This window comes from Actinopolymorpha sp. NPDC004070 (assembly GCF_040610475.1).
Classification (GTDB): Bacteria; Actinomycetota; Actinomycetes; order Propionibacteriales; family Actinopolymorphaceae; genus Actinopolymorpha.
This window is the reverse complement of the sequence record NZ_JBEXMJ010000010.1, coordinates 196575-219840: the sequence shown is the minus strand read 5'-3', so window position 1 is coordinate 219840 and position 23266 is coordinate 196575. Positions and strand designations below refer to the sequence as shown.

Annotated in this window: 19 protein-coding genes; 11 read left to right on the top strand and 8 right to left on the bottom strand. The window is 70.1% G+C overall.

What is annotated here, in order from left to right:
- Positions 1 to 257: 257 nt before the first annotated feature.
- On the bottom strand, positions 258 to 1310 hold the full coding sequence (locus tag ABZV93_RS19610; RefSeq protein ID WP_354937921.1) for a hypothetical protein: 1053 nt from the start codon (positions 1308 to 1310) through the stop codon (positions 258 to 260).
- Positions 1307 to 2440, bottom strand: a complete 1134-nt coding sequence (locus tag ABZV93_RS19605) for a DNA methyltransferase (RefSeq protein ID WP_354937918.1) — start codon at positions 2438 to 2440, stop codon at positions 1307 to 1309. Before ABZV93_RS19605 ends, ABZV93_RS19610 begins: the two co-directional genes overlap by 4 nt.
- Before the next feature lie 245 nt (positions 2441 to 2685).
- Between ABZV93_RS19605 and ABZV93_RS19600 the strand changes: the two genes are divergently transcribed.
- Positions 2686 to 4662 carry an ABC transporter substrate-binding protein gene (locus ABZV93_RS19600; protein WP_354937916.1) on the top strand — a complete coding sequence of 659 codons (1977 nt, stop codon included), beginning with the start codon at positions 2686 to 2688 and terminating at the stop codon, positions 4660 to 4662.
- A 514-nt stretch (positions 4663 to 5176) separates the two neighbouring features.
- Here the strand turns inward: ABZV93_RS19600 and ABZV93_RS19595 are convergent.
- Positions 5177 to 5695 carry an HNH endonuclease signature motif containing protein gene (locus ABZV93_RS19595; RefSeq protein ID WP_354938201.1) on the bottom strand — a complete coding sequence of 173 codons (519 nt, stop codon included), beginning with the start codon at positions 5693 to 5695 and terminating at the stop codon, positions 5177 to 5179.
- A 44-nt stretch (positions 5696 to 5739) separates the two neighbouring features.
- The gene (locus ABZV93_RS19590; protein ID WP_354938198.1) at positions 5740 to 6603 is read right to left on the bottom strand and encodes a pentapeptide repeat-containing protein; all 864 of its coding nucleotides are present in this window, start codon (positions 6601 to 6603) and stop codon (positions 5740 to 5742) included.
- Between the two features lie 853 nt (positions 6604 to 7456).
- Between ABZV93_RS19590 and ABZV93_RS19585 the strand changes: the two genes are divergently transcribed.
- The 3 genes from ABZV93_RS19585 (at position 7457) to ABZV93_RS19575 (ending at position 10600) form a co-directional block, all read left to right on the top strand.
- The gene (locus tag ABZV93_RS19585) at positions 7457 to 9565 is read left to right on the top strand and encodes a thioredoxin domain-containing protein (RefSeq protein WP_354937913.1); all 2109 of its coding nucleotides are present in this window, start codon (positions 7457 to 7459) and stop codon (positions 9563 to 9565) included.
- A gap of 36 nt (positions 9566 to 9601) precedes the next feature.
- Positions 9602 to 9937: a DUF5808 domain-containing protein gene (locus ABZV93_RS19580; RefSeq protein WP_354937910.1), complete on the top strand. Its 336-nt coding sequence runs from the start codon at positions 9602 to 9604 to the stop codon at positions 9935 to 9937.
- Positions 9938 to 10000: 63 nt separating this feature from the next.
- Positions 10001 to 10600, top strand: coding sequence for a hypothetical protein (locus tag ABZV93_RS19575; protein ID WP_354937907.1), 600 nt, complete (start codon positions 10001 to 10003; stop codon positions 10598 to 10600).
- A 36-nt stretch (positions 10601 to 10636) separates the two neighbouring features.
- Here the strand turns inward: ABZV93_RS19575 and ABZV93_RS19570 are convergent, their stop codons facing one another.
- Both ABZV93_RS19570 and ABZV93_RS19565 read right to left on the bottom strand, forming a co-directional pair.
- Entirely contained in the window at positions 10637 to 11716 is a 1080-nt protein-coding gene (locus ABZV93_RS19570; RefSeq protein WP_354937904.1) for an SAM-dependent methyltransferase, read from the bottom strand.
- A gap of 83 nt (positions 11717 to 11799) precedes the next feature.
- Positions 11800 to 12429 (bottom strand): MBL fold metallo-hydrolase, encoded by a 630-nt coding sequence (locus ABZV93_RS19565; protein ID WP_354937901.1) that lies wholly within the window; start codon positions 12427 to 12429, stop codon positions 11800 to 11802.
- A gap of 120 nt (positions 12430 to 12549) precedes the next feature.
- On the opposite strand from ABZV93_RS19565, the gene ABZV93_RS19560 reads away from it, so the two are divergent.
- The 7 genes from ABZV93_RS19560 (at position 12550) to ugpC (ending at position 21053) form a co-directional block, all read left to right on the top strand.
- Positions 12550 to 13314, top strand: a complete 765-nt coding sequence (locus tag ABZV93_RS19560; RefSeq protein ID WP_354938195.1) for an isoprenyl transferase — start codon at positions 12550 to 12552, stop codon at positions 13312 to 13314.
- A gap of 372 nt (positions 13315 to 13686) precedes the next feature.
- A complete protein-coding gene (locus ABZV93_RS19555; RefSeq protein WP_354937898.1) occupies positions 13687 to 15117 on the top strand; it encodes a PhoH family protein in 1431 nt (476 codons plus the stop codon).
- 158 nt (positions 15118 to 15275) lie between these two features.
- Positions 15276 to 16301: a transglycosylase SLT domain-containing protein gene (locus tag ABZV93_RS19550; protein WP_354937895.1), complete on the top strand. Its 1026-nt coding sequence runs from the start codon at positions 15276 to 15278 to the stop codon at positions 16299 to 16301.
- Between the two features lie 524 nt (positions 16302 to 16825).
- Positions 16826 to 18082 (top strand): extracellular solute-binding protein, encoded by a 1257-nt coding sequence (locus tag ABZV93_RS19545; RefSeq protein WP_354937892.1) that lies wholly within the window; start codon positions 16826 to 16828, stop codon positions 18080 to 18082.
- Positions 18083 to 18099: 17 nt separating this feature from the next.
- Positions 18100 to 19032: a sugar ABC transporter permease gene (locus ABZV93_RS19540; protein ID WP_354937889.1), complete on the top strand. Its 933-nt coding sequence runs from the start codon at positions 18100 to 18102 to the stop codon at positions 19030 to 19032.
- A complete protein-coding gene (locus ABZV93_RS19535) occupies positions 19032 to 19847 on the top strand; it encodes a carbohydrate ABC transporter permease (protein WP_354937886.1) in 816 nt (271 codons plus the stop codon). The genes ABZV93_RS19540 and ABZV93_RS19535 overlap by 1 nt, the downstream gene beginning before the upstream one ends.
- A 6-nt stretch (positions 19848 to 19853) precedes the next feature.
- Positions 19854 to 21053 (top strand): sn-glycerol-3-phosphate ABC transporter ATP-binding protein UgpC, encoded by a 1200-nt coding sequence (gene ugpC / locus ABZV93_RS19530; RefSeq protein ID WP_354937883.1) that lies wholly within the window; start codon positions 19854 to 19856, stop codon positions 21051 to 21053.
- A gap of 56 nt (positions 21054 to 21109) precedes the next feature.
- On the opposite strand, the gene ABZV93_RS19525 is transcribed toward ugpC, so the two are convergent.
- On the bottom strand, positions 21110 to 22672 hold the full coding sequence (locus tag ABZV93_RS19525; RefSeq protein ID WP_354937881.1) for a multicopper oxidase family protein: 1563 nt from the start codon (positions 22670 to 22672) through the stop codon (positions 21110 to 21112).
- Entirely contained in the window at positions 22669 to 23154 is a 486-nt protein-coding gene (locus tag ABZV93_RS19520) for a hypothetical protein (protein ID WP_354937878.1), read from the bottom strand. The genes ABZV93_RS19525 and ABZV93_RS19520 overlap by 4 nt, the downstream gene beginning before the upstream one ends.
- Positions 23155 to 23266: the final 112 nt, after the last annotated feature.

Sequence of the window (23266 nt, the reverse complement as noted above, 5' to 3'; positions counted from 1 at the left end):
CCCAAGGGGGTATCTCGTCGGGCGTGCTCAACCATACCCCAGCCAGGTATGTGATCAACCCGTTCCCCGTGTGAGCCGTCCCACTCTCCGTCCCGGGGCCGGACGCATCGGACTGGTTGTGACCGCGGGCGGCCGGCTGTGACCGAGGGCAGCTACGCGCCGCTCGTGGAGATGACCGTGCGGCTGCGGGCCGGTGACACGCCCGGCTCCGGCCCTGGTGCTGCGCCTGGGCGGCACCTGAACCGCGCAGCCGAGGATCAGCCGGAGCCGAACACCTCGCCGAGGGTGCGGACGGCTCGCACCGCCTCCGCCGCCGCCGCCGCGGACCGGTCGCGTAGCGCCCGGCGCAGGTTGCGTTCGACCTGCTCCGACACCAGGTCGGGGTCGGCCTGGTCGCTGTGGATGCGCAGGAAACGGTGCCAGTCCTGGATCCGGATGCCGAGCACCTCGAGTTCGTTCGAGGCGTCGATGAACTCGTCCATCATCCCGCGGACCCGGGCGACCCGGCCGAAGTTCTTCCCGCCGTCGTAGACGGGCACGTCGGCGATCTGGGCGTCCCGGGTGGGATAGGGCCGCGCGTCGGCGGGGTGGCGGATGCCGCGGTCGGTGCCGCGGGCGGCGTCGCGGGCGTGCTGCCAGTAGTAGGTGCGGTAGTCGGCGGCCCAGCGCGCGGACGCGACATAGGGCTGCGCGGCCACGGGGGAGCCGGACAGGACGTTGTCGAGGTACCACGGCACGACCACCAGCAGGTCGTGGTCTGCGCAGGCGCCCGCCGTGGTGGTGAACCGGAAGCTCGGCTCGCCCTCCTTGGCCAGCAGGAACCAGCCCTTCAGCTCGATCCCGAGCGCGATGGCCGGCCCGCCCGTCGAACTCTTGCGGACCAGGCGTACGTCGGGAAACCGTTGGGACTGGCGTTCGAAGGTGTACCCCAGCCATTCGTTGTCCGGATCCCACAGCGGGCGCTGCTGGTTGAGCGCCTTCACCACCTGGCCCTCGATCGAGGTGCCCAGCAGGGTGTTGAGGCTGTGCAGGTCGGTGGCGTTGACGCCGGCGACGTGGTTGCTGAACTCGAAGTACGCCGGCAGGCCGAGCAACAGGGTGCGCAGCCGTGTCTGCAGGCGGGTCAGCGGGTCGCTCGGGTCGAGGTCGGGCTCTGCCGGTGCGCCCGGCCCGAGGATCTCCGGCTCGGCGGCGAACAGCCCGTCCGCCTCCGCGGCGGCGGCTTCCGCGTCGGGGTCGCCCGCGTCTCCGGGGCCGCCCGTCCGCTCCTCGATGCCGTGCGGGCCGAGGCCGTGCGATCCGGCGGTCACGGTGCCTCCTGAGTGGCCGGCGTGGTTGGCCGGCGGTGGTGTTCGGCGGGTACGGCTGCCTCCTCCGCGGACGGGTCGGCGGTGGCGTCGGCGACCCGGAGCCGCTCCCGGGCAAGCTTCGCGAAGCCCTTGTCGCGTTCGGCCACGTAGGCGCGCCGGCCCAGCGCGACGGCCGCGACCGAGCCGGACGCCAGCCCGCCGAACGGCTCCCACACCACGTCACCCGGCTCGGTCACCGCGCGGACCAGTCGCTCCATGAACTCCAACGGCTTCTGGTTGAGGTGGGCGGAACTGCCCGCGGTCGGTTTGTAGACGCGGGGCGCGGCCCGGCGCAGCGTTCCCTTGAGGCGTTCGTCGTCGTGCAGCGGCCCGCGGTGCCAGACGTTGGTGAGGCCGTGCTGGTGGTTCCAGCGGTATCGCAGGCCGTCCCACTCCTTCGCGGTGACCATCGTCTCGCCGTCCAGGCTGAAGTAGGGCCAGCCGGTGCGGGCGCCGTGCTCGTTGGCGTACGTCGCGAGCTTCTCGAACATCTCACCCGGCGGCCAGTACCACAGCCAGTCCTGGGTGAGGTACTTGCGCGTGGCGGCGTTGCGTACGCCGCAGGCCTCGTTGGCGCGGTAGAGCGGCAGCCCGCTGCGGACCCACTCGTGCCGCAGCCACCGGCGTACCGGCATCGGGCCGTCGGGGGTGTCGATGGCGAACCTGCGTTGGTAGAGCACGCAGACCTCCGACACCACCGGGAACCTGCGGATCGTCTTGCCGTTGACGTTGCCGGCGACGTGGGCGATGCCCTTGTCCCAGGTGATGGTCTGGACGTACTCCCAGCCGTGCTCGACCAGCAGCGGGTGGATCGTCGCCCAGCCCACCTCGGTGTTCCACACCCACAGCGTGGTGGACGGGTGTGCGGCCGCCGACCAGGACTCCACGTGCGGGCGGTACCACTCCACGAGTCCTTCGGGGCCGGTCGTGTCGCCGTGGAACCCCCGCACGCCGTAGGCGCCGTCGCTGATGATCGTCGTCGGGGTAGGCCAGCGCGGGTAGGCGCGGGCGACGTCGCCGGTGTACAGGTCGTACGCCCGGGGCCCACGCCGGCCCGGCCGCGGCGCGCGGGTGCCACGGTCTTCTTCCACGCCCCGCAGGCTATCCGCCGCCACCGACACCACTCCTCCGGCTCGCCCGGGCACCTCCCACCCGGACCCCCGGCCCCACCCGCAACCGGTCGGGTGACCGGAGCAGGACGCTTCGGAGTCGGTTCGTGGCGGCCCGCAGCGTCGTGTGCGATCTTGTGAACCCTTGGTAAGCGCATTCCCGGAGTGTCGACCCGGCGGCCGTCCCGGCGAGGCGCCGGACACACACGCAGAAGCAGGGAGTCGCCATGGGTATCCAGTACGACGACCAGTCCCGGCGCGTGAGCCGGCGTGACCTGCTGGCCTGGGGAGGCGGCGCCCTCACGGCGCTGTCGGCGCTGTCCCTGTCCGGGTGCAGCCTGCTGTCCACCAACCCGACCGGCAAGGCCGGCAAGGGTGGCGCCGGTGGCGGCCCGCGCACCAAACAGGCGCCGAGCCTGGCCGCCCAGGCGAAGGCCGGGAAGCTTCCGCCGCTCGGGCAGCGGCTGCCGAAGAAGCCGCGGGTGATCAAGCCGGTCGAGAAGCTCGGCACGTACGGCGGCGACTGGCGGACCGCCCTGCTGGGCCCGGGCGACACGGCCTGGGCGTACCGCACGGTGGGTTACGAGCAGTTGGTGAACTGGGATCCGGGTTGGACGAAGCCGATCCCCAACATCGCCGAGTCGGTGGAGACCGACTCGACCGGCAGGGAGTACACCTTCCGGCTGCGGGCCGGCATGAAGTGGTCGGACGGCAAGCCGTTCACCGCCGACGACCTCGTCTTCGCCTACGACGACGTCTTCATGAACAAGGAGCTCAACCCGCAGCCCCCGACGTGGCTCGTCACCGACGGCAAGCCGGGCAGGCTGGAGAAGATCGACGACGGCACGGTGAAGTTCGTCTTCAGCGCGCCCAACGGCCTCTTCCTTGCGAACATCGCCCAGCCCGCGGGCGAGGGCCTCACCAACAAGCCGCGCCACTACCTCGAGCAGTTCCACAAGAAGTACAACTCCGACGTCGCCACCCTCGCGAAGAAGCAGAAGTTCGACAACTGGGTGGACCTGTTCGGTGCGATGGCCGATCCCTGGAACCACGTCGGGCTGCCGAGGATCACCGGCTGGGTCGTCAAGGACGCGCTCGGCACCGGCTCGCGGATGGTGGTCGAACGCAATCCGTACTACTGGAAGGTCGACACCCAGGGCTCGCAGCTGCCCTACATCGACCGGGTGATCTTCAACGTGATCAACAACGAGGAGACGATGGTCCTCAAGGCCGTCAACGGCGAGCTGGACATGCAGGAGCGCACGATCAACACTCCGCAGAACAAGCCGGTTCTCGCCGCCGGCCGGGACAAGGGTGAGTTCCACTTCGTGCCCGAGACCGGCAGCTCCATGAACAACCTGATCGTCGCACTCAACCTCACCCACAAGAACGCCGCGCTGCGTGAGGTCTTTCAGAACCGCGACTTCCGGATCGCGCTGTCACACGCCATCGACCGCAAGGAGATGATCAGCGCGGCGTTCCAGCGGCAGGGCAAGCCGTGGCAGGCGGCACCGCGGCCCGAGTCGGACTACCACGACGAGGAACTCGCCACCCAGTACACGGAGTACGACGTCGCGCTGGCCAACAAGCTGCTCGGCCGGGCCGGCTACAAGCGCGGCGCCAACGGTGCCCGGCTCGGCCCGGACGGAAAGCCGATCGCCTTCCAGGTGGACGTCGCCGTCCCGTCGGCGCTGTGGACCGACGGCATGGAGCTGATCAGGAAGTACTGGCAGGAGGTCGGCGTGAACATCCGCGTCAACGGCATCGACCGTACGCTGATGTACGACCGCAAGACGGCGAACTCCCAGGACGCCAACGTGTGGGGCGGTGACGGCGGTCTCGCCGACGGCATTCTCGACCCGCGGTGGTATTTCCCCTTCAGCGGCGAGTCCAACTACGCGATCCCCTGGGCGAACTGGTTCAACAACACGGCGCCGAAGCAGAAGCCACCGAGTGCCGCGCTGCAGCAGATGGAGCTGTACCGCAAGTTGATGATCACGCCGGACGCCGACGGGCGGGACGAGATCTTCCGGCAGATCCTGAAGATCGCCAAGGAGCAGTTCTACGCGATCGGGACGGTGCTGCCGCCGAAGGGATACGCGATCGTACGCAACAACTTCCACAACGTGCCGAAGTCGTTGTTCAACGCGTGGATGTATCCCGGTCCCGGTCCGACGATGCCGGAGCAGTACTTCATCTCCTAGAGCTGTTACGGGATTGGGCCCGGCGATCCAGGTCGGCAAAGTTACCCTTTCCCAGCCCCTCTCTGTCTCCGGCCATGTCGATGAAACATCGGTGCCACGTTGACTGATTGACGACAGAACTGCGCCCCAGTCGACCTGCCGTGCACGCGCGGCACCGATTTCTCCAGTGGCAACGACGATTCCGTCCGCATGGATCTGGAGCTCCTCGCCGGCTTGGCGGTCCGGGGTGGCGGCATATTCTGCATGATTTCGTCATGATCGAAGAGATCCTCGCCAGGGTCCTCGCGCTCGAAACCTCTACGCACTTCGAGTACGAAGTTGCTGATATCAGCGACCTAGACGAGAGAACTCATCAGGTCTCCTTGTGCTCAACAGCACGACGGTTTTCACAGGGTTCTCTGGTCGTCGGGCTCTCGCAACCTGGTTGGTTGCACAGCCGAGGTCCGCAGGGCCCATTATCGCTGAGCCGGAAGCACGCTACCCGTCTCCACGCGAGGTTGCGGCGGGCCCTTCCTCAGAACGGTGGCAGGTCGTCCTCGGCCGACGTACCTGCCGTGGCGTACACCCGTTCGGTAGGTGCTGGGTCGGTGAGGGAGGGTGCTCGGCTTGCGTACTGGCGGCCGAAGGGGTCGGTGAGGGTGTGTTCGCCGGGCCCGGTCTGCTTCAGTTTCCAGTCGCGTTCGGTTTTGGCCTTGTGGTGGCGTGGGCACAGCGGTGCGATGTTGTCCACGCCGGTTTCCCCGCCGTCCCGGTATTCGGTGTTGTGGTCCAGATGGCAGGTCGCGGCCGGGCGTCGGCAGGTGGTCCACACGCACCGCTGGTCGCGGGCATGCACCAGCTCGGCTTGTAGCCCGCGCAGGAACCTCGCCGGTATCGGATGCAGATGCAGGAGGCGTCCGGTGACCGGGTGGGTGATGCCGACGGTGAATCTGGCTTCGGGGTTCTCGAGGTGGTTCGCCACGATCCGGCTGGCGACTTCGGTGATGACCGGTCCGAACCCGCCGAGTTCTCCGGGCCGGGTGGACAAGCCCATCAGCGTGGTGAGCGGCATGTTGAGCTGGATCTTGGCGCGCGTCTTTATCGGACCCCAGCTCGGCTGCGTGGAAGTCCAGGGCGGTGGAGGTGGCAGGTCAGAGTTGCCGGCCGGGGAATCAGGCCGCCCCGGCGGCTCGGGTTGCCCCGGCGGGTCGGAGTCGGCCGGCTCGCCGGCTCGATGGTTCCGCTGCGGGATCTGCCCCACGGCGGGACGACCGGCAGTGAGAGCGTCGTCATTGTTGGCGTCGGTCGCATCCCCGGCAGACGGGTTCTGGCCCGCCACGTTCTGGCGGGCTGTGTTGCGGGCGCCGGTGTCGTGGACCGGGACGCCGTTCTTCGCGGCCGCACCACACACCTTGCACCTGGCGACCGACACCGGGGAGCAGTCGCCGCACTCACACCAGCTGTCGTGCAGGTCGTGGTCGGGGAACCGGTGAACGGCACAGTGATCCTGCTCGTGCTGCGCATCCCCGGCCGGTTCCTCCGCTGCCGTTCCCTGCTCAGCGTTGCCCTGCTCAGCGTTGCCCTGCTCAGCGTTGCCCTGCTCAGCGTTGCCCTGCTCAGCGTTGCCCTGCTCAGCGTTGCCCGGCTCAGACTGCTCCGGCTCAGACTCTTTCTGAGCCGCCTGGTCCGCCTGGTCCGCCGCAGTCTCGTCCTGCTCGGTTTCGCCGCGCGTCTGGTCGGTCTGGCTGGGTGCGGAGCAGTCGGTGATGTCGGCGGTGCCGGCGAGCAGGGAGTAGGCGACGTCGGCGCGGAGTTGGCTGAGCTTGCGGGAGTCGCCGGAGGACTTGACCGCGCGGGCGATGGCGTCGATGTAGCCGTACGCCTCGGCGGCCTGGTCCGCGGACAGTCCGCGGATGGCGAGGTCGGCAACTCCGTCGACGGCCGGCCAGATCGCCACGTCACGATCCGATCGCTTGGCCTTGTGCCGCTTGGCCGCGGCTTCGGGGTCGGCCCTGACCACCTCGGCCTCCACCTTCGCGCGCAGCAGACCGCCGCGCAGTTCCAGCACCTTGGGGAAGATCGCGTCCTCGATCGCGCCCCACAGATGCGGTTTGGCGTCGGTGATCCGGTCCACGATGATGCGGACCTCGGGCAACTCCAACTGTCCCGAGGCCAGCGCCTGCCGCACCCGGGGTAGGCGGGGAAGGGTGGTGGCCAGCGTCAGATACCAATCGGCGTGATAGCCGGACCACCCCAGCAGAGCCTCCAGAACGACCTGGGTCATCGAGTCCAACTCGACACTGCGTTGCGCCGGCTCCTCAGGCATACCGGGGGCGGTGTGTGCCAGCTCGTTCACATCGGACAGGCACTCGGCCTCAAGCCAGCCGATCAGCTTCCGACGCGCCCTGACCAGCTCCTCCAGCTCGAACCCGTTACACAAAGCCCGGTCGACCGAGGCAACCAGCACCGCAAGCCGCGGCCCGGGCGGCATGTCCGCCAACCCCGCAGGCAGCACCCGGCGGCGACCCGGGCCTTCACCCGCGTCGCCGCCGAAGGACTGACCACTGTCGCTCATGCGTTCGATTCTACCCGAAAAGATCAACCAGTTCCCGCCGGAAACCCCTTACCTGCAAGAAGGATCGGCGTCAACTTCGACTTGCTCGATGGTGCCCCGCGCCGCCGCGGGTGTGGCCGGAAGTCGTTCGTCGGCGACAAGGTGATGCGCACGTCGTGCTTGCCCTGAAGCGAGCCGGCACCAAGCGACCAGCGCGGCCAGGTGGGGCGAGTGTCCGTGCTCGTGCGTAGGTTGGGAGGCGTGAACCGTCTCGCGAACGCCACCAGCCCGTACCTCCGCCAGCACGCGGACAATCCGGTCGACTGGCACGCCTGGGGGGAGGAGGCGTTCGCGCAGGCGCGCGAGCGCGACGTCCCGATCCTGCTGTCCGTCGGCTACTCCGCCTGCCACTGGTGTCACGTGATGGCGCACGAGTCGTTCGAGGACGACGTCACCGCGGCGTACATGAACGAACACTTCGTCAACATCAAGGTCGACCGCGAGGAGCGGCCCGACGTCGACGCCGTCTACATGGAGGCCACCCAGGCGATGACCGGCCAGGGCGGCTGGCCGATGACCTGCTTCCTCACGCCCACGGGCGAGCCGTTCTACTGCGGCACCTACTTCCCGCCGACGCCGCACCACGGGCTGCCGTCGTTCGCGCAGGTCCTGGAGGCGGTGGAGCGAACCTGGCGCGAGCGGCGCCAGGAGGTCGTGCAGTCGGCGGAGTCGATCGTCGCCCAGCTCGCGGGCTCGGGCTTCCCGACCGGCGGCGCGCCGGGCGCGGACCGGCTGGACGCGGCGGTCGAGGTGCTGCGGCACGACTTCGACCTCCGGAACGCCGGCTTCGGTGGGGCGCCGAAGTTCCCGCCGTCGATGGTGCTGGAGTTCCTGCTCCGGGCCGCCGTACGCCGCGGTGAGCAGCCGGCTCCCGCCACCGGCGAAGACGCCGGCGAAGACGCCGGCGAAGACACCGCTGACACCGCCCTGGCCATGGTCGAGCAGACCTGCGACCGGATGGCCCGCGGCGGGATGTACGACCAGCTCGCCGGCGGCTTCGCCCGCTACAGCGTGGACGCGGGCTGGGTGGTGCCGCACTTCGAGAAGATGCTGTACGACAACGCGCTGCTGCTGCGGGTCTACGTCCACTGGTGGCGGCTCACCGGCGCTCCGCTGGCGGAGCGGGTGGTCCGCGAGACCGCCGACTTCCTGCTCCGCGAGTTGCGTACCGCCGAAGGCGGCTTCGCCTCCGCCCTGGACGCCGACAGCGAGGGCGTGGAGGGGAAGTTCTACGCCTGGACGCCGGACCAGTTGCGCGAGGTGCTCGGCCCGGACGACGGAGCCGCCGCCGCGCGGACGTTCGCGGTGACCGAGCAGGGCACGTTCGAGCACGGTGCCTCCACCCTGCAGTTGCCGCGCGACCCCGAGGACGCGCGGTGGTTCGCCGACGTGCGGGCGCGGCTGGCGCGGGCCCGGGAGGAGCGCGTACGCCCCGGTCGCGACGACAAGGTGGTCGCGGCGTGGAACGGCCTCGCGATCGCGGCGCTGGCCGAGGCGGGCGCACTGCTGGAGGTGCCCGATTACGTCCGGGCGGCGACCGAGGCGGCCGACCTGCTCGTACGGCTGCACACCGACGCGGCCGGACGCCTCGTCCGCACGTCGCGAGACGGCGTGGCGGGGGACAGCCCCGGCGTCCTGGAGGACTACGCCGACGTGGCGGAGGGGTACCTCGCCCTGCTCGCAGTCACCGGCGACCCCGTCTGGCTGACCCGCGCCGGCGGTCTGCTGGACGTCGTACTCGACCGGTTCGGCACCGGTGACGGCGGGTTCTTCGACACCGCCGACGACGCCGAACGCCTCGTCCGCCGTCCGCAGGACCCGACCGACAACGCCGTTCCGTCCGGACGTTCGGCCGCAGCCGGCGCGCTGCTCACCTACGCCGCGCTCACCGGGTCCGACCGCCACCGGTCGGCCGCGGAAAGCGCCCTCGCGGTGGCGGGCCGGCTCGCCGACCGTGCGCCGAGGGCCGCCGGGTGGGGGCTCGCGGTCGCCGAGGCGCTGATCGCCGGTCCGGTCGAGGTGGCGGTGGTCGGTACGCCGGACGACCCGGACCGTGAGCGGCTGCACCGGCTGGCACTGCGCTCGCCCGAGCCCGGCCTCGTGGTGGTCGTCGGCGCGCCGGAAGCGCCGCCGCGCGACTCAACTCCCCGAAACGGCCACAATGGCGACGGTCAGGTCCCGTTGCTGGCGCATCGGGGACTCGTCGACGACCGGGCGGCGGCCTACGTCTGCCGCGGGTTCGTCTGCGAACGCCCCCTCACCGACCCTGCCGAACTCGCCGGGCGGCTCGGCGTACGCGGGACCACCTGACATTGGATCCAGCAGGCGATCAGGAGTGGAGGAAGCATGGCGAAGCGGAAGAAGAAGCGCGGCGGTCGACTGGACTCGCTGGTCTGGGCGACGACCGGAGCCCTCGTGGCCGCGTCGGTGACCCGGGAGCTGCGCCGCCCGTCGGCGGAGCGGACCTGGCAGGGCCGGATCGTCGGCGTTCCGTATGACTACCGCGTGCCGACCGTGGACAAGGTGCGGTCCGCCTGGTGGGCTCCGGAGGACCGGCGCCTGTTCATGCCGAAGGTGTTCGGTGTGGGCTGGGACGTCAACTTCGGGCGGGTCGTCACGCTCGGCAGGCAGAAGATCGCCGAACGCAAGGAGCGCCAGTCGGTCGGCGGTACGTCCGCCTGACTTCCCGCCGATTGCCCCTTCGGCGGCCTTGCTCGGTCCCCGTAATGGTGTAATCATCGTTACATGACACGGCAGGAACGCGAGGAACGCATCCGCGGCTGGCTCTCCGGGCGGATCCCACAGGAGTGGTTCGAGTTCGTCGAGCTCACCACCGACCGGGAGGAGATCACCGTCGTCGGGACGCTGACCGCGCCCCGCCACGACGGCGAGGTGTCACCGGCCGAGCGGGCGGCTGCCGAGCTGGGCAGGATCAAGGAGTTCCGGGAGCGCACGCGCGAGGACCGGATCCGGATCGCCCGCGAGCTCGAGCACGCCACCGGCCAGAAGGTCGCCTGGGGTGCGCTGTGCGGGGAGGCCCGGGAGACCTTCACCACGCTGTCGGTGCCGGTGATGACCCGGCTGCGGCAGTCCGAGCGGAGGGTGCTCGACACCCTCGTGGAGTCCGGGGTCGCCCGGACCCGTTCGGAGGCGCTGGCCTGGTGCGTGAAGCTGGTGGGCAAGCACGCGGAGAGCTGGCTCGGTGAGCTGCGTACGGCGATGGCCCACGTCGAACGCGTGCGCGCGGAGGGGCCGGACGCCACCTCGGCGGACGACCCGCTCGCCGCCGAGGACCGGCCCGAGGACCGGCCCGAGGGCAAGCCCGGGGAGGAGCCGAAGAGCTGAGCGGGGGCCCCGGCCCGCCGCCGGCCCCGGTCGGCGTCAGCCGCGAGGCTTCCTGGCCACCAGCACGTCCCGCAGGATGGCCTGGTCGACCCGGTGCCGGAAGCCGAGGTACGCCGTGTCGTCGCACACCTCCAGGCCGGCCGCGGTCAGCGCAGCCGCGGCGTCCTCACGCCGGGCCACATGGGTGTTCCACGACATCCCCAGTGCGCCGCCCGGCCGGAGCAGGTCCACCCAGCCGGGCAACGCGGCGGACAGCAGGTCCAGCGGCGACCGGGACAGCTCGCCCGGCCCGCCGGACCGGCTTCCGTGCTGGACGCCGTACGGGGCGTCGGTGACGATCGCGTCGAAGGAACCGGAGCGGAAGAAGTCGCGTGCCCGCCGGGTGTCGGCGTTCACCACGGTCAGGTCGAGCGCGTCGCCGGACTTGTACGCCGCCTTGTCCGCGGCCAGCGTCACGTGGAACCTCCGGCCCAGCACCTTGCGGTCGCGCCGGATCGGCGTCAGCTCCGCCTGGTGCTTGAGCCGCTTGCGCTTCAGGTACGTGCGCAGGAATCCGGAGTACGCCTCGACGTCCTTGCCGTCGATTTCGATGCCCGCGGCGTCCCAGCCGTACATCAGCACCTGGTTGAGCGTGGTGCCACGCCCGCACAGCGGGTCCAGGATCCGCAGCCGCCGGTCCAGCATGTCACCGGCGGAGGCCGAGGCCAGCACGGTGACGTTGAGCAGGAGCTTGGTGAAGAACTCGTTGGTCTTCCCGACGTACTTCTGGATCGTCAGCAGGTCGTCGTCGAACTGGTCCAGCGGCGTCAGCGTCACGGGGCTCAGCACCGGTGCGCCGCTGCCCTCGCCGCTTAGCTCGCGTTGCTCGCGTAGCTCGAACAGCGCGTACTCCGAGGAGAGCTGCGAGAGATACGCCACGTCACGGGCGCCCAGCGGCTCGGCGACCCCGAACGTGACGTACGGGACCCCACCCAGCCGCTCCTCGGCGACGTCGGTGAGCCGCCCGTCCAGCACGGCCGCGGAGAAGACGCCGAGCTCGGCGCGGGTGAGGTCGATCGAGGCCTCGGCGTACACCCGGTTGGTGGCGGGCAGCACGAGCAGGGCATAACGCGGCATGGGCTCCACGATCCCAGGTCGGGCTTCCGCCGCGGCCCCCAGGCCTGCGGGCAGGCCGGATGCCGGCCCCGGCACCGACCCGGTCAGATGTCGATCGACCCGCCGGACGCGAGCCGGCGGAACTCCGACCCGGCCTGCTCGGCCATGCCGCCCACGAGGTTGTCCACCAGGCCCAGCCCGATGTCGTTCAGCAGGCCGTCGTGCACCGACAGCGCGAGCCGCGGCCGCACCGCGCGGATGTAGTCGATCGACTCCGAGGACTTCAGCCACGGAGCGGACGTGGGCACCATCAGGGTGTCGACGGGCCGGTCGGGCACCGTGAACGCGTCGCCGGGGTGGAAGAAGGAGTCGTCGACGAAGAAGCCGATGTTGGGCACCGGCGGCAGGTCGGGGTGGATCACCTCGTGCAGCTCGCCGTGCACGCCCACCTCGAAGCCGGCCGCGATGAAGCTGTCCCCGGCGGCGACCACGTGCAGCCGGTCGGGGTCGACGTCGGTCAGCAGGGAGGCGACCGCGGCGTTGGTCCAGATCTGCAGGTCGGGGTGCCGGGACAGCTTGTCCACGTCGAGGTGGTCGGTGTGCTCGTGGGTGATCAGGACGGCCTCGGCCCCGTCCAGCGGCTCCTCCTCGCTGAACGAACCGGGGTCGATCACGAGCGCCCGGTCGCTCTTCTCCAGCCGGACCAGGGAGTGGGTGTACTTGAGGATCCGCATGCGGGAAGTTTAGGGACTGTGCCACCGAGACGGCGGGACATCCCGGCGCCGTACCGGCCGGTCACCGAGCGGAGCCGAAGGTGGCGGCGGTAGCCTCGGTCCAGCGTTTCGGAGGTGACGATGGCCCTGCCCGGCCTGCTGTACCGCATCTACCAGCGCCGCCTGACGGCATCGATCCCGTCCGAGCGGGTGCCTCGGCACGTCGCGGTGATGATCGACGGCAACCGCCGGTGGGCGCGCGCGGCGGGTGCCGACGACGTGCGCTTCGGCTACGACGCCGGCGCCGCCAAGGTGCCGCACTTCCTCGGCTGGTGCGAGGAGGTGGGCGTTCGCGTCGTCACGATCTACATGCTCTCCGCCGACAATCTCCGCCGCCCGGCGGAGGACGTCGACCCGCTGCTGGAGGTCATCGGGGGGCTCGTCGGCGAGCTCGCCGCGACCGGCCGCTGGCGGATCCACCCGGTCGGCGCGCGCGACCTGCTGCCCGAACGGATCGCCCAGGTGCTCAAGGACGCCGAGGAGACCACCGCCGCGGTGGACGGCCTGCTGGTCAACGTCGCGGTGGGGTACGGCGGCCGCCGCGAGGTCACCGAAGCGGTGCGGGCGCTGCTGCACGAGCACGCCGGCAAGGGCACCACCATCGAGGACCTCGCGGAGGTGCTCGACGTCGAACACATCGCCGCCCACCTCTACACCAAGGGCCAGCCCGACCCCGACCTGGTGATCCGCACGTCGGGGGAGTTGCGGATGTCGGACTTCCTGTTGTGGCAGAGCGCCTACAGCGAGTTCTTCTTCTGCGAAGCGCTCTGGCCGGATTTCCGGAAGGTCGATTTTCTCCGGGCGATCCGGGCGTACGCCGCCCGAAACCGCCGCTACGGCCTTTGACGAATTCGCTCGCCGGCAAGGCGGGCGCAACACGGGCTTCATCCACCGGCTTGCGTGTCCCCCTGTTCGGCCGCCCGCTCGGCACGTACCGTCGAAGCTGACGGGCCGGATCATCCCCGGCCGTCCGGGAGGCCCATCGATGCGTGTGCAGCAGTCCTCCTCCCGCCGACAGGCGGGGCGGGCCACGCACGACGATCGCGCCCCGGGGTCGCACAGCCCCGGCGCGAGGCGGGCCGGCACCCGGCCCTGCGGCCGGTACCGGCCAGTCGCTCGCACTCAGGACCGGGCGCCGGGTGCGCGCCGCGGGTCCGAAGGGGGCCGAACGTGGCTGCATCTGCGTCGTCCGAGCGGTCGATGTCGACGATGTCGACGATGGCGACCTCGACCGAGGCTGTGGACACCTCCGCTGGTCACCCGAACGCCGGTCGGTCCAACGCTGGCCACCCGGACGAGCACGACCTGACGGCCCGGACCGGCCCGGTGTCGAGCGAGGATCCGCTCCCGGATCCGAACGCCAACCGCACGTACGTCATCGACACCAGCGTCCTGCTCGCCGACCCGAACGCGCTGCGGCGCTTCGAGGAGCACGAGATCGTGCTGCCGGTGGTGGTGGTCACCGAACTCGAGGGCAAGCGCCACCACCCCGAGCTCGGCTACTTCGCCCGCACCGCCCTGCGCCTGCTCGACGAGCTTCGGGTACGACACGGCCGGCTGGACGAGCCGGTGCCGATCGGTACGTCCGGAGGCACTCTGCGGGTCGAGCTCAACCATGCCGATCCGGAGGTTCTTCCGGTCGGTTTCCGGCTGGGCGACAACGACACCCGCATCCTGGCGGTGGCACTCAACCTGGCCGCGGAGGGCCGCGAGGTCGTCCTCGTCTCCAAGGACCTGCCGCTGCGGGTGAAGGCGTCGGCCGTCGGCCTGGTCGCCGAGGAGTACCGCGCGGAGCTACCGGTGGAGACCGGGTGGACCGGCATGGTGGAGGTCGACCTTGCCGGCGCCGACCTGGACACGCTGTACGCCGAGGGGACGGTCGACCTCGAGGCCGCCCGTGAGCTGCCCACCCACACCGGCCTGGTGCTGTTGTCCGAGCGCGGCAGCGGCCTGGGCCGGGTCACCCCCGACAAGCGCGTACGCCTGGTCCGCGGCGACCGTGAGGCGTTCGGCCTGCGCGGACGCTCGGCCGAGCAGCGCGTCGCCCTCGACCTGCTGCTGGACCCCGACATCGGCATCGTGAGCCTCGGCGGGCGGGCCGGAACCGGAAAGTCCGCGCTGGCCCTGTGTGCCGGTCTGGAGGCGGTGATGGAGCGCCGCCAGCACCGCAAGGTGGTGGTCTTCCGGCCGCTGTACGCCGTCGGCGGGCAGGATCTCGGCTATCTGCCGGGCAGCGAGGCGGAGAAAATGGCGCCTTGGTCACAGGCGGTGTTCGACACGCTGGGCGCCGTGACCAACGCGAACGTCGTGGAGGAGGTCATCGACCGGGGGATGCTCGAGGTGCTTCCGCTCACCCACATCCGCGGCCGGTCCCTGCACGACGCCTTCGTCGTGGTCGACGAGGCACAGTCCCTGGAACGCAACGTACTTCTCACGGTATTGTCCCGGATTGGTTCCGGTTCCCGAGTTGTCCTGACTCACGACGTTGGTCAGCGGGACAACCTGCGAGTCGGGCGCCATGACGGAGTAGTGGCAGTGATCGAGAAGCTCAAGGGGCATCCGTTGTTCGCGCACGTGACGCTGACCCGTTCGGAGCGTTCTCCGATCGCCGCCCTCGTGACCGAGATGCTCGAGGACATCTCGTTGTGAGGACGGCCGGGGTGGCCGCCTGAGGTGACGACCCCGACACCACCGCGAGGTGGCCCAAAGCCTCCACTTCGTTGCGTACGGTAGGGGACCGTACGTACGCACTGTAGTCCGACGCGGTGTGGCTCCGGCCCGGCCGCGAGAGATCTCTGGAGGCGTGTGTGGCGAGCAACGCCGGTAAGCACCGGGCACCCGCGAAGCATCGGGCGCGCGGACGCGGCGCAGGATTCACGACCCGGCTGACGGCCCCTCACCCCGGGGGTTCACGACGGGCCGACGCCACTCCGAAGGTCGCGCAGGCCTCGCCGGTCGCGGTCGCGATCCGTGAGCGGACCGGGCCGGAGCGCGAGCTGGTCGACCTGCCCGCGGCGATCGGGGATCGCGAGGCCGTCGACGTACGCGAGGCGGTCGTGAACCGGGAGCCGGAGGCGATCGCGCTCCCCGCAGCGCCACCGGCGGCGGATCCCGAGCCGCCGGCCCGCCGCGGGTTCCGGATCAGCCCCGCCTTCGCCGCGGTCACCGCGGCCAGCCTCGGGGTGACCGGGGCGGTGGGTGCGGGCGTCCTGGTGGCCGGGAGCCACCGGACCGGCGCGATCAACAACCTCGCCGTCTCCGACCTCGGTGGCCGCGGCGCGCTGACGGCGAAGCGGGCCGCCGAGCTCAAGCCGAAGTCCGCCAAGCCGCGGCACACCACGCGCACCGTCACCCCGAAACCGAAGCCCACGGTGTCGGAGAAGCCGGAGAAGGTCGTTCCCGCCACGGGTGAGGACGTCATCGACCGCACCGCCGTCGAGCGGCTTCGCGCCGCCGAGCGGGCCTCCCGCGCCGCCGAACGCGAGGCCCTCGCCCGCGAGCGGGCCGCCAAGGAGCGGGCGCGGATGGAGAGCGGGTCGCCGAAGGAGATCGCCGCCCGCCTGGTGGCTGCCCGGGGCTGGAGCGACGCGCAGTACCAATGCCTGGTGACCATGTGGACGCGGGAGAGCAGCTGGAACCACCACGCGGTCAACGCCAGCTCCGGCGCCTACGGCATTCCGCAGGCACTGCCCGGCAGCAAGATGGCCGCGTACGGCTCGGACTGGCGCGACAACCCCACCACGCAGATCAAGTGGGGCCTCGCCTACATCGAGTCGCGCTACGGCACACCCTGCGGCGCCTGGTCGTGGTGGCAGGCCCACAACTGGTACTGAGCCGGTCGGCTTGATTTCGGAGCCGAGCCATCAGACTAATCCACCAGGCTCGAGCCACTGAGCCCGAGCGCCTCCGCGAGACCTGAATCACAGCTCGCGTTTCGTCCGGAGTGCCCGGCATTCGCCTGTCAGGGAACGGTTTCCGGGCTGCCGTCGCCAACGACGCAAGCACACCTTGCCTGATACTCTCCCCGGGTTTCCACAGCCCACGGTCGCGGGATGCGGCCCAGCGGCCTGCGATCTCGTGGTGTGGCGTGTTGCGGAATCGGTCAAGTGCGACAGGATGAAGGAACGGGGCAAAAGTCCTCCTCGACCCATTCGTTCATCCTGTCTGATCGTGACCTGACCGAAGGAACGTGCAGACGAGTCGACCTGGAGGCGCAGTGCGTGACGCAGCCGGCCGAAAGGGCCGGAGATCGCAGTCGAAGAATGCCGGACGCCGACGAGCGGGGCTGTTCGCCGCACTCACCCTGACGGCCGCAGCGGCCTTGGCCGGGTGCGGGAGCGACTCCGGTCCGCCGGTCGTGACGTGGTACATCAACCCCGACAACGGCGGCCAGGCGAAGCTGGCGGCCAAGTGCACGAAGCAGGCCGGCGGCAAGTACCGCATCGCCACCGCCCTGCTGCCCCGCGACTCCACCGCCCAGCGCGAGCAACTCGTCCGCCGGCTCGCCGCCGGTGACACGGGCATCGACCTGATGAGCCTCGATCTTCCCTATCTCGCGGAGTTCGCCAACGCGGGCTTCCTGCACAAGTTCCAGGGCAGCGAGGCGACCGGGCTCACCAAGGGCATGCTCGCCGGGCCGCTGGAGGCGGCGAAGTGGAAGGACGGGCTCTACGCCGTCCCGTTCAACACCAACACCCAGGTGCTGTGGTACCACCGGTCCGTCGCGAAGAAGGCCGGCCTCGACATCGGCCCCAACTCCGACGTGACGTGGAAGCAGGTCATCTCCGCGGCGGAGAAGTCCGGCACGACCGTGCAGGTGCAGGCGTCCCGCTACGAGGGCTACACCGTGCTGATCAACTCGCTGGTGGCCTCGGCGGGCGGGAAGATCCTGAAGAACCCCGAAGCGGGCAAGGACGTCACGCCCGCCATCGACTCCGCCGCGGGCCGCGCCGCCGCGGACGTGCTGCGCACCCTCGGTCGTTCGAAGGCCGCCTCCTCCGACATCAGCAACTCCGACGAGGGCACCAGCCAGGCCGGGTTCAACGCCGACAACGGCGGCTTCATGACCAACTGGCCGTTCGTCTACACCGCCGAGACCGGCACCCTGAACGACCTGAAGGCGCAGCGCAAGAGCGCCCCGGCGGGCAATCGGGCCGCGCTCGACAAGCAGATCAAGGAACAGCAGGCAAAGGTGGACGACTTCGGCTGGGCCCGCTGGCCCGGCGTCGTCAAGGGCAAGCCGAGCGCGCCGCCGCTGGGCGGGATCAACCTCGCCGTCGGCGCGTTCAGCAAGCACACCAAGGAGTCGGTCGAGGCGGTGCGGTGCATCACCTCTCCGGCCAGCCAGAAGGAGTACATGCTCGGCGAGGGCCTGCTGCCCACCGTGGAGTCGGTCTACGCCGATCCGGAGATCCGCAAGGCGTTCCCGATGGCCGACCTGCTGCGCAAGTCGGTCGACCAGGGCGCGCCCCGGCCGATCACGCCGTACTACCCCGACATCACCGCGGCCGTCCAGCGCTCCTGGCACCCGGCGTCGGCGGTCAACCCGAGCAAGACGCCCGGGGTCACCGCGCGGCTGATCGTCGCGGTCCTCCATGACAAAGAGCTGATCTGAGGCGGAAGGGAGGAACCATGACGACAACCACACTTGAGAAACCGGCTCCCTCGACCGCCCGCCGCAGGCTGACCGACCGGGCCCGCCACGAGCAGCGCCTGGGGTGGTACCTGTGTGCGCCGGCCTTCGTGGTGATGCTGGCGGTCACCGCGTATCCGATGCTGCAGGCCGTGTGGCTTTCCATGCAGAGCTACCGGATCACCGACCCCGAGTCCCGGCGGTTCGTCGGCCTGGCCAACTACACGATGGTGCTGAGCGACGGGCTGTGGTGGCGCGACGTCGGCGTCACCGTGCTGATCACGATCATCACCGTCGTGGTGGAGCTGATCATCGGCTTCGCGTTCGCGATGGTGATGCACCGCATCCTCTTCGGGCGGGGCATCGTCCGCACCGCCATCCTGGTGCCCTACGGCATCATCACGGTGGTCTCGGCGTTCGCCTGGAAGTTCGCGTTCGCCCCCGACTCGGGGTTCGTCAACTCCTGGTTGCACCTGCAGAACTACGACTTCTTCGCGCAGTTCGGCTCCTCGGTCGCGGCGATCTCGATGTCGGAGATCTGGAAGACGACGCCGTTCATGTCCCTGCTGTTGCTGGCCGGGCTGGCGCAGGTCCCCGAAGACCTGCAGGAGGCCGCGAAGGTCGACGGCGCCACCTGGTGGCAGCGGCTGTGGAAGGTCACCATCCCCAACATGCGGGCGGCGATCATGGTCGCGCTGCTGTTCCGCACGCTGGATGCCTACCGCATCTTCGATAGCGTGTTCGTGATGACCAACGGCGCGCAGGGCACCGAGACCGTGTCCTTCCTGGCGTACCGGCAGATGATCACCCGAACGGCGGTGGGCCTCGGCTCGGCGGTGTCGGTGCTGTTGTTCCTCACCGTGCTGATCATCGCCTTCGTCTTCATCAAGCTGTTCCGGACGGACCTGTCCCAGGTGCGAGGTGATCGGTGATGAACGGCCGCAAGGTCTGGTGGGCGGTCGCCGGGCTGCTGATCGTCGTCTACACGTTGTTCCCGGTGGCGTGGATCCTGTCCCTGTCACTGAAGAAGGACGCCAACACGCCGGGCTTCTTCCCGACCGAGGCCACCTTCGACAACTACCGCACGGTGTTCGACTCGGGGCTGTTCCTCAGCGCCCTGCGCAACTCCGTCGGTATCTCGCTGATCTCCACCGTCGCGTCGGTGGTGCTGGCCACGCTGGCGGCCTACGCGATCGCCCGGCTGGAGTTCCGCGGCAAGAAGGTCGTGCTCTCGATGGCGCTGGCGATCGCGATGTTCCCGACCATCTCGCTGGTGCCGCCGCTGTTCGACATGTGGCGGACGCTCGGCCTGTACGACACCTGGCTGGGGCTGATCATTCCCTACATGTCGTTCACCCTGCCGCTGGCGATCTGGACGCTGTCGGCGTTCTTCCGGGAGATCCCCTGGGAGATGGAGCAGGCCGCCCAGGTCGACGGGGCCACGCAGTGGCAGGCGTTCCGCAAGGTGATCGTCCCGCTGGCGGCTCCCGGTGTGTTCACCGCCGCCATCCTGACGTTCTTCTTCGCCTGGAACGACTTCGTGTTCGGCATCTCGCTGACCGCCTCCGACGCGGCCCGGCCGGTGCCGGCGGCGTTGGCGTTCTTCACGGGTGAGTCGTTCTTCGAACAACCCACGGCCGCGATCGCGGCGGCCGCGGTCGTCGTCACGATCCCGGTGATCGTGCTCGTTCTCTTCTTCCAGCGCAAGATCGTGGCCGGGCTGACGTCCGGCGCGGTGAAGGGTTGATGCGCAGTGGCAACCATCGAGTTGAAGAACATCGTCAAGGAGTACGGCGATGGGTATCCGGCCGTCAACGACGTGAGCCTGGAAATCGCCGACGGCGAGTTCATGATCCTCGTCGGACCGTCCGGGTGCGGCAAGTCCACCTTGCTCCGGATGATCGTGGGGCTGGAGGACATCACCTCCGGCGACCTGCTGATCGGTGGTGAGCGCGTCAACGACAAGGCGCCGCGCGACCGCAACCTCGCGATGGTCTTCCAGAACTACGCGCTCTACCCCCACCTCACCGTCTACGAGAACATCGCGTTCCCGTTGCGTCTCGCCAAGCGGTCCGAGGAGGAGGTGCGGGAGAAGGTCGAGCGCGCCGCGGACCTGCTCGAGCTGCGCGAGCACCTGCAGCGCAAGCCGAGCCAGCTGTCCGGTGGCCAGCGCCAGCGGGTGGCGATGGGGCGGGCGATCGTCCGGGACGCGGAGGCGTTCCTGTTCGACGAGCCGCTGTCCAACCTCGACGCCAAGCTGCGTGGGCAGATGCGGACCGAGATCTCCCGACTGCAACGTCAGCTTGACACCACGACCGTCTACGTCACCCACGACCAGACCGAGGCGATGACCCTCGGGGACCGGGTTGCCGTTCTGCGCAAGGGCGTCCTGCAGCAGTGTGCGTCCCCGCGCGAGCTGTACGAGCAGCCGGTCAACCTGTTCGTGGCGGGCTTCATCGGTGCGCCGCCGATGAATTTCCTGCCGGCGGCAGTGAAGGACGGCCGGATCGAGCTCCCGTTCGCCACCGTGCCGCTGCCCGACCACTACGACGCGGCGGCCCTGGACGGCCGCCTGCTGGTCGCGGGCATCCGGCCGGGATCGTTCGAGGACGCGGAGTACGTCGACTCGGCCAAGCACCCGCGCGGTGAGACGTTCGAGGCGACGGTCGACGTGATCGAGTGGCTCGGCAACGAGCAGTACGCCTACGTGCCGTACGAGTCCGAGCAGGAGATCCGCGCCGAGATCGACACCCTCGCGCAGGAGCTCGACATGGAGGCGATGCGCCCGCAGCTCATCATCTCCCTCGACCCAGCCAGCCGGATCCGCGAGGGCCAGCAGGGCAGGTTCTGGGTGGACGTGTCGAAGATCCACCTGTTCGACCCCAAGGACGGCGCCAACCTCGGGTTGACGCGGCAGTCGAACGCGACGAGCGGCGAGCCCACGCCCGCCTGAGGCTTCCTGCGTGGCACTCCTGGCAGGGGCGAGTTGGATGATGGCCGGCTTCGAGGTCAGACGACCTCGAAGTTGGCCATCATCGCCATGTCCTCGTGTTCGAGGTTGTGGCAGTGCATCACGTACCTTCCGCGGTAGCCGTCGAACCGGGCGATGATCTCCGCCGTCTGGGCGGGGCGCAGGTCGAGGGTGTCCTTGCGGCCGAGGTCGGCCTTCGGTGGTTCGCCGTCGAGGGTGAGCACCTGGAACTGCACCAGGTGCAGGTGCACCGGATGGGCCACGTCACTGGTCAGCCGCCACACCTCGGTGGCGCCGAGCCTGGGACGCGCGAGGAACTTGGCCGGGTCGAACGCCTCGCCGTTGACGGTCCAGCCGTCGTGCCCGTGCACGTCCCCGGACTCGAACGCGAACTCGCGGGTGACGCTCGCCTTCGCCGGGTCGAGCCGCTCGACGTTCGCCAGCCGGGCCGGCACGTGGGTGGTGTCGCGTTCTCGGCGTACGACCCGAAACCTCATCACCCGACCGGCGCCGCCCTCGCCGGCGGCGTTGGCGAGTACCACCGTCGTACCCACCGGAAACCTGCCGAAGTCGACCACGACGTCGACGCGCTCGGCGGGGGCGAGGGTGAGCGTGGCACGGGGTACCGGGCGAGCCAGCAGGCCGCCGTCGCTGCCGATCTGGACGAACCCCGGCTCCCCGGCGGGTGTGGGCCGCAGCGTCAGCTCGAAACGCCGGGCGTTGGAGGCGTTCAGGATCCGCAGCCGGTAGCGCGTGGCGCTCACGTCGAGGTGCGGCCAGGGCGCGCCGTTGACCAGGATGACGTCACCGAGCACACCGCCCATGTACGCGTCCCGCACCCCGGGCCGGTCGCGCAGGTGCGGGTCGAGTGCGGGGTAGAGCAGGTTGCCCTTGGCGTCGAAGGACCGGTCGCAGATCATCAACGGGAGTTCGCGTTCGCCCCGCGGCAGGGGCAGCGCGTCCTCCTCGTCGTCGCGCACGAACCACATCCCGGCCAGGCCGCGCCACAGTTGCGGCGCGGTGAAGTCCATCCGGTGGTCGTGGTACCACAGCGGCGCGGCCGGCTGGTCGAGCGGGAAGTCGTACGTCCTGCTGCCGCGCGTGACCCGCGCGTGCGGGTCGGCCATGCCGCCCTTGCCGGCCGGGAAATCGCCGTGCCGGGGGAGTAGCAGGTCGGTCGGGTAGCCGTCGTTCGCCGGTGGCGTACGCCCACCGTGCAGGTGGGTCGCCACCGGCACCGGAAGCTCGTTGGTCTGGTGCACGACCACCCGGCGGCCACTGCGCGCGTTCACGGTGGGCCCGGGAAACCGCCCGGCGTATCCCCAGATCCGCGTGCGGGTGCCGGGCAGGATCTCCTGCTCGGCGACTCGCGGCGACAGGTCGTAGTGGTCGGTGGTGGCGGTGGTGCGGAGCGGCCGGGCCACCGGCGGGATCGGCAGCGGCACACGGAACGGCGGCGGCAACTCGGCCGTGCTGGGCAGCAGCCGGGGCTCGGGGCTACGGGTGCCCAGCAGGGAGCAAGCCGAGGTTGACGACGCCGCCAGTGCGCCGAGGGCGCCCGCGCCGAACAGCCGCAGCGCCTGCCGGCGGGACAGGCTCACGATCCGGACGTGGAGGCTGAGGCGGCGAGCGCGCCGCCGCCCGGTCGCGACCACGCCCGCATGACCATCACGATGACCCCGCCGAACAACGCCACCCCGAGCGGGACGTGCAGCAGCTTCTGGTGTTCACCGCCGAGGACGGCCTGGACGACGATGAGGACCAGCATGATCGCGCTGGGCACGATGACCCGGGCCGAACCGCCACCCGGCTTCCAGACCAGGATGGCGGCGACCACGGTGAGCAGGGAGAACGCGAACGCCAGGGTGGCCGTGCCGCCGTGCAGGTCCTTCGCGCCCGACCGGCCCGCGACGACCATCCCGGCGGTGATCGCCTGGACGAAGATCGAGACCGCCTGCAGGGCGACCAGCGTGCGGAACGCCGTGAACGTCCAGGCCTTCCCGGGAGCCGAGGCCGTCCCGCCGGCCCCCGGCCCGCCGGTGCTGGTCGTCCTGGTGCCCGCCGATGCGTCGTGTGTCGCCATGACCTGAGCCCTTCCTGCCCTGGGCGGCCGCGGCTGCTCCGCGGCTCGTTGCCGCCGCGGCTGCTCCGCGGCTCGTCCCGGTCAAGCGTGGCCGAGTGGGCCGGTCGCCCGC

Bases quoted from the DNA above. Each gene is read 5' to 3' on its own strand.
- ABZV93_RS19575 (WP_354937907.1), top strand. From the start codon at position 10,001: ATGACACGGCAGGAACGCGAGGAACGCATCCGCGGCTGGCTCTCCGGG.
- ABZV93_RS19570 (WP_354937904.1), bottom strand. From the start codon at position 11,716: ATGCCGCGTTATGCCCTGCTCGTGCTGCCCGCCACCAACCGGGTGTAC.
- ABZV93_RS19600 (WP_354937916.1), top strand. From the start codon at position 2,686: ATGGGTATCCAGTACGACGACCAGTCCCGGCGCGTGAGCCGGCGTGAC.
- ABZV93_RS19595 (WP_354938201.1), bottom strand. From the start codon at position 5,695: ATGGGCTTGTCCACCCGGCCCGGAGAACTCGGCGGGTTCGGACCGGTC.
- ABZV93_RS19580 (WP_354937910.1), top strand. From the start codon at position 9,602: ATGGCGAAGCGGAAGAAGAAGCGCGGCGGTCGACTGGACTCGCTGGTC.
- ABZV93_RS19560 (WP_354938195.1), top strand. From the start codon at position 12,550: ATGGCCCTGCCCGGCCTGCTGTACCGCATCTACCAGCGCCGCCTGACG.
- ABZV93_RS19540 (WP_354937889.1), top strand. From the start codon at position 18,100: ATGACGACAACCACACTTGAGAAACCGGCTCCCTCGACCGCCCGCCGC.
- ABZV93_RS19535 (WP_354937886.1), top strand. From the start codon at position 19,032: ATGAACGGCCGCAAGGTCTGGTGGGCGGTCGCCGGGCTGCTGATCGTC.
- ABZV93_RS19555 (WP_354937898.1), top strand. From the start codon at position 13,687: ATGGCGACCTCGACCGAGGCTGTGGACACCTCCGCTGGTCACCCGAAC.
- ABZV93_RS19520 (WP_354937878.1), bottom strand. From the start codon at position 23,154: ATGGCGACACACGACGCATCGGCGGGCACCAGGACGACCAGCACCGGC.
- ABZV93_RS19565 (WP_354937901.1), bottom strand. From the start codon at position 12,429: ATGCGGATCCTCAAGTACACCCACTCCCTGGTCCGGCTGGAGAAGAGC.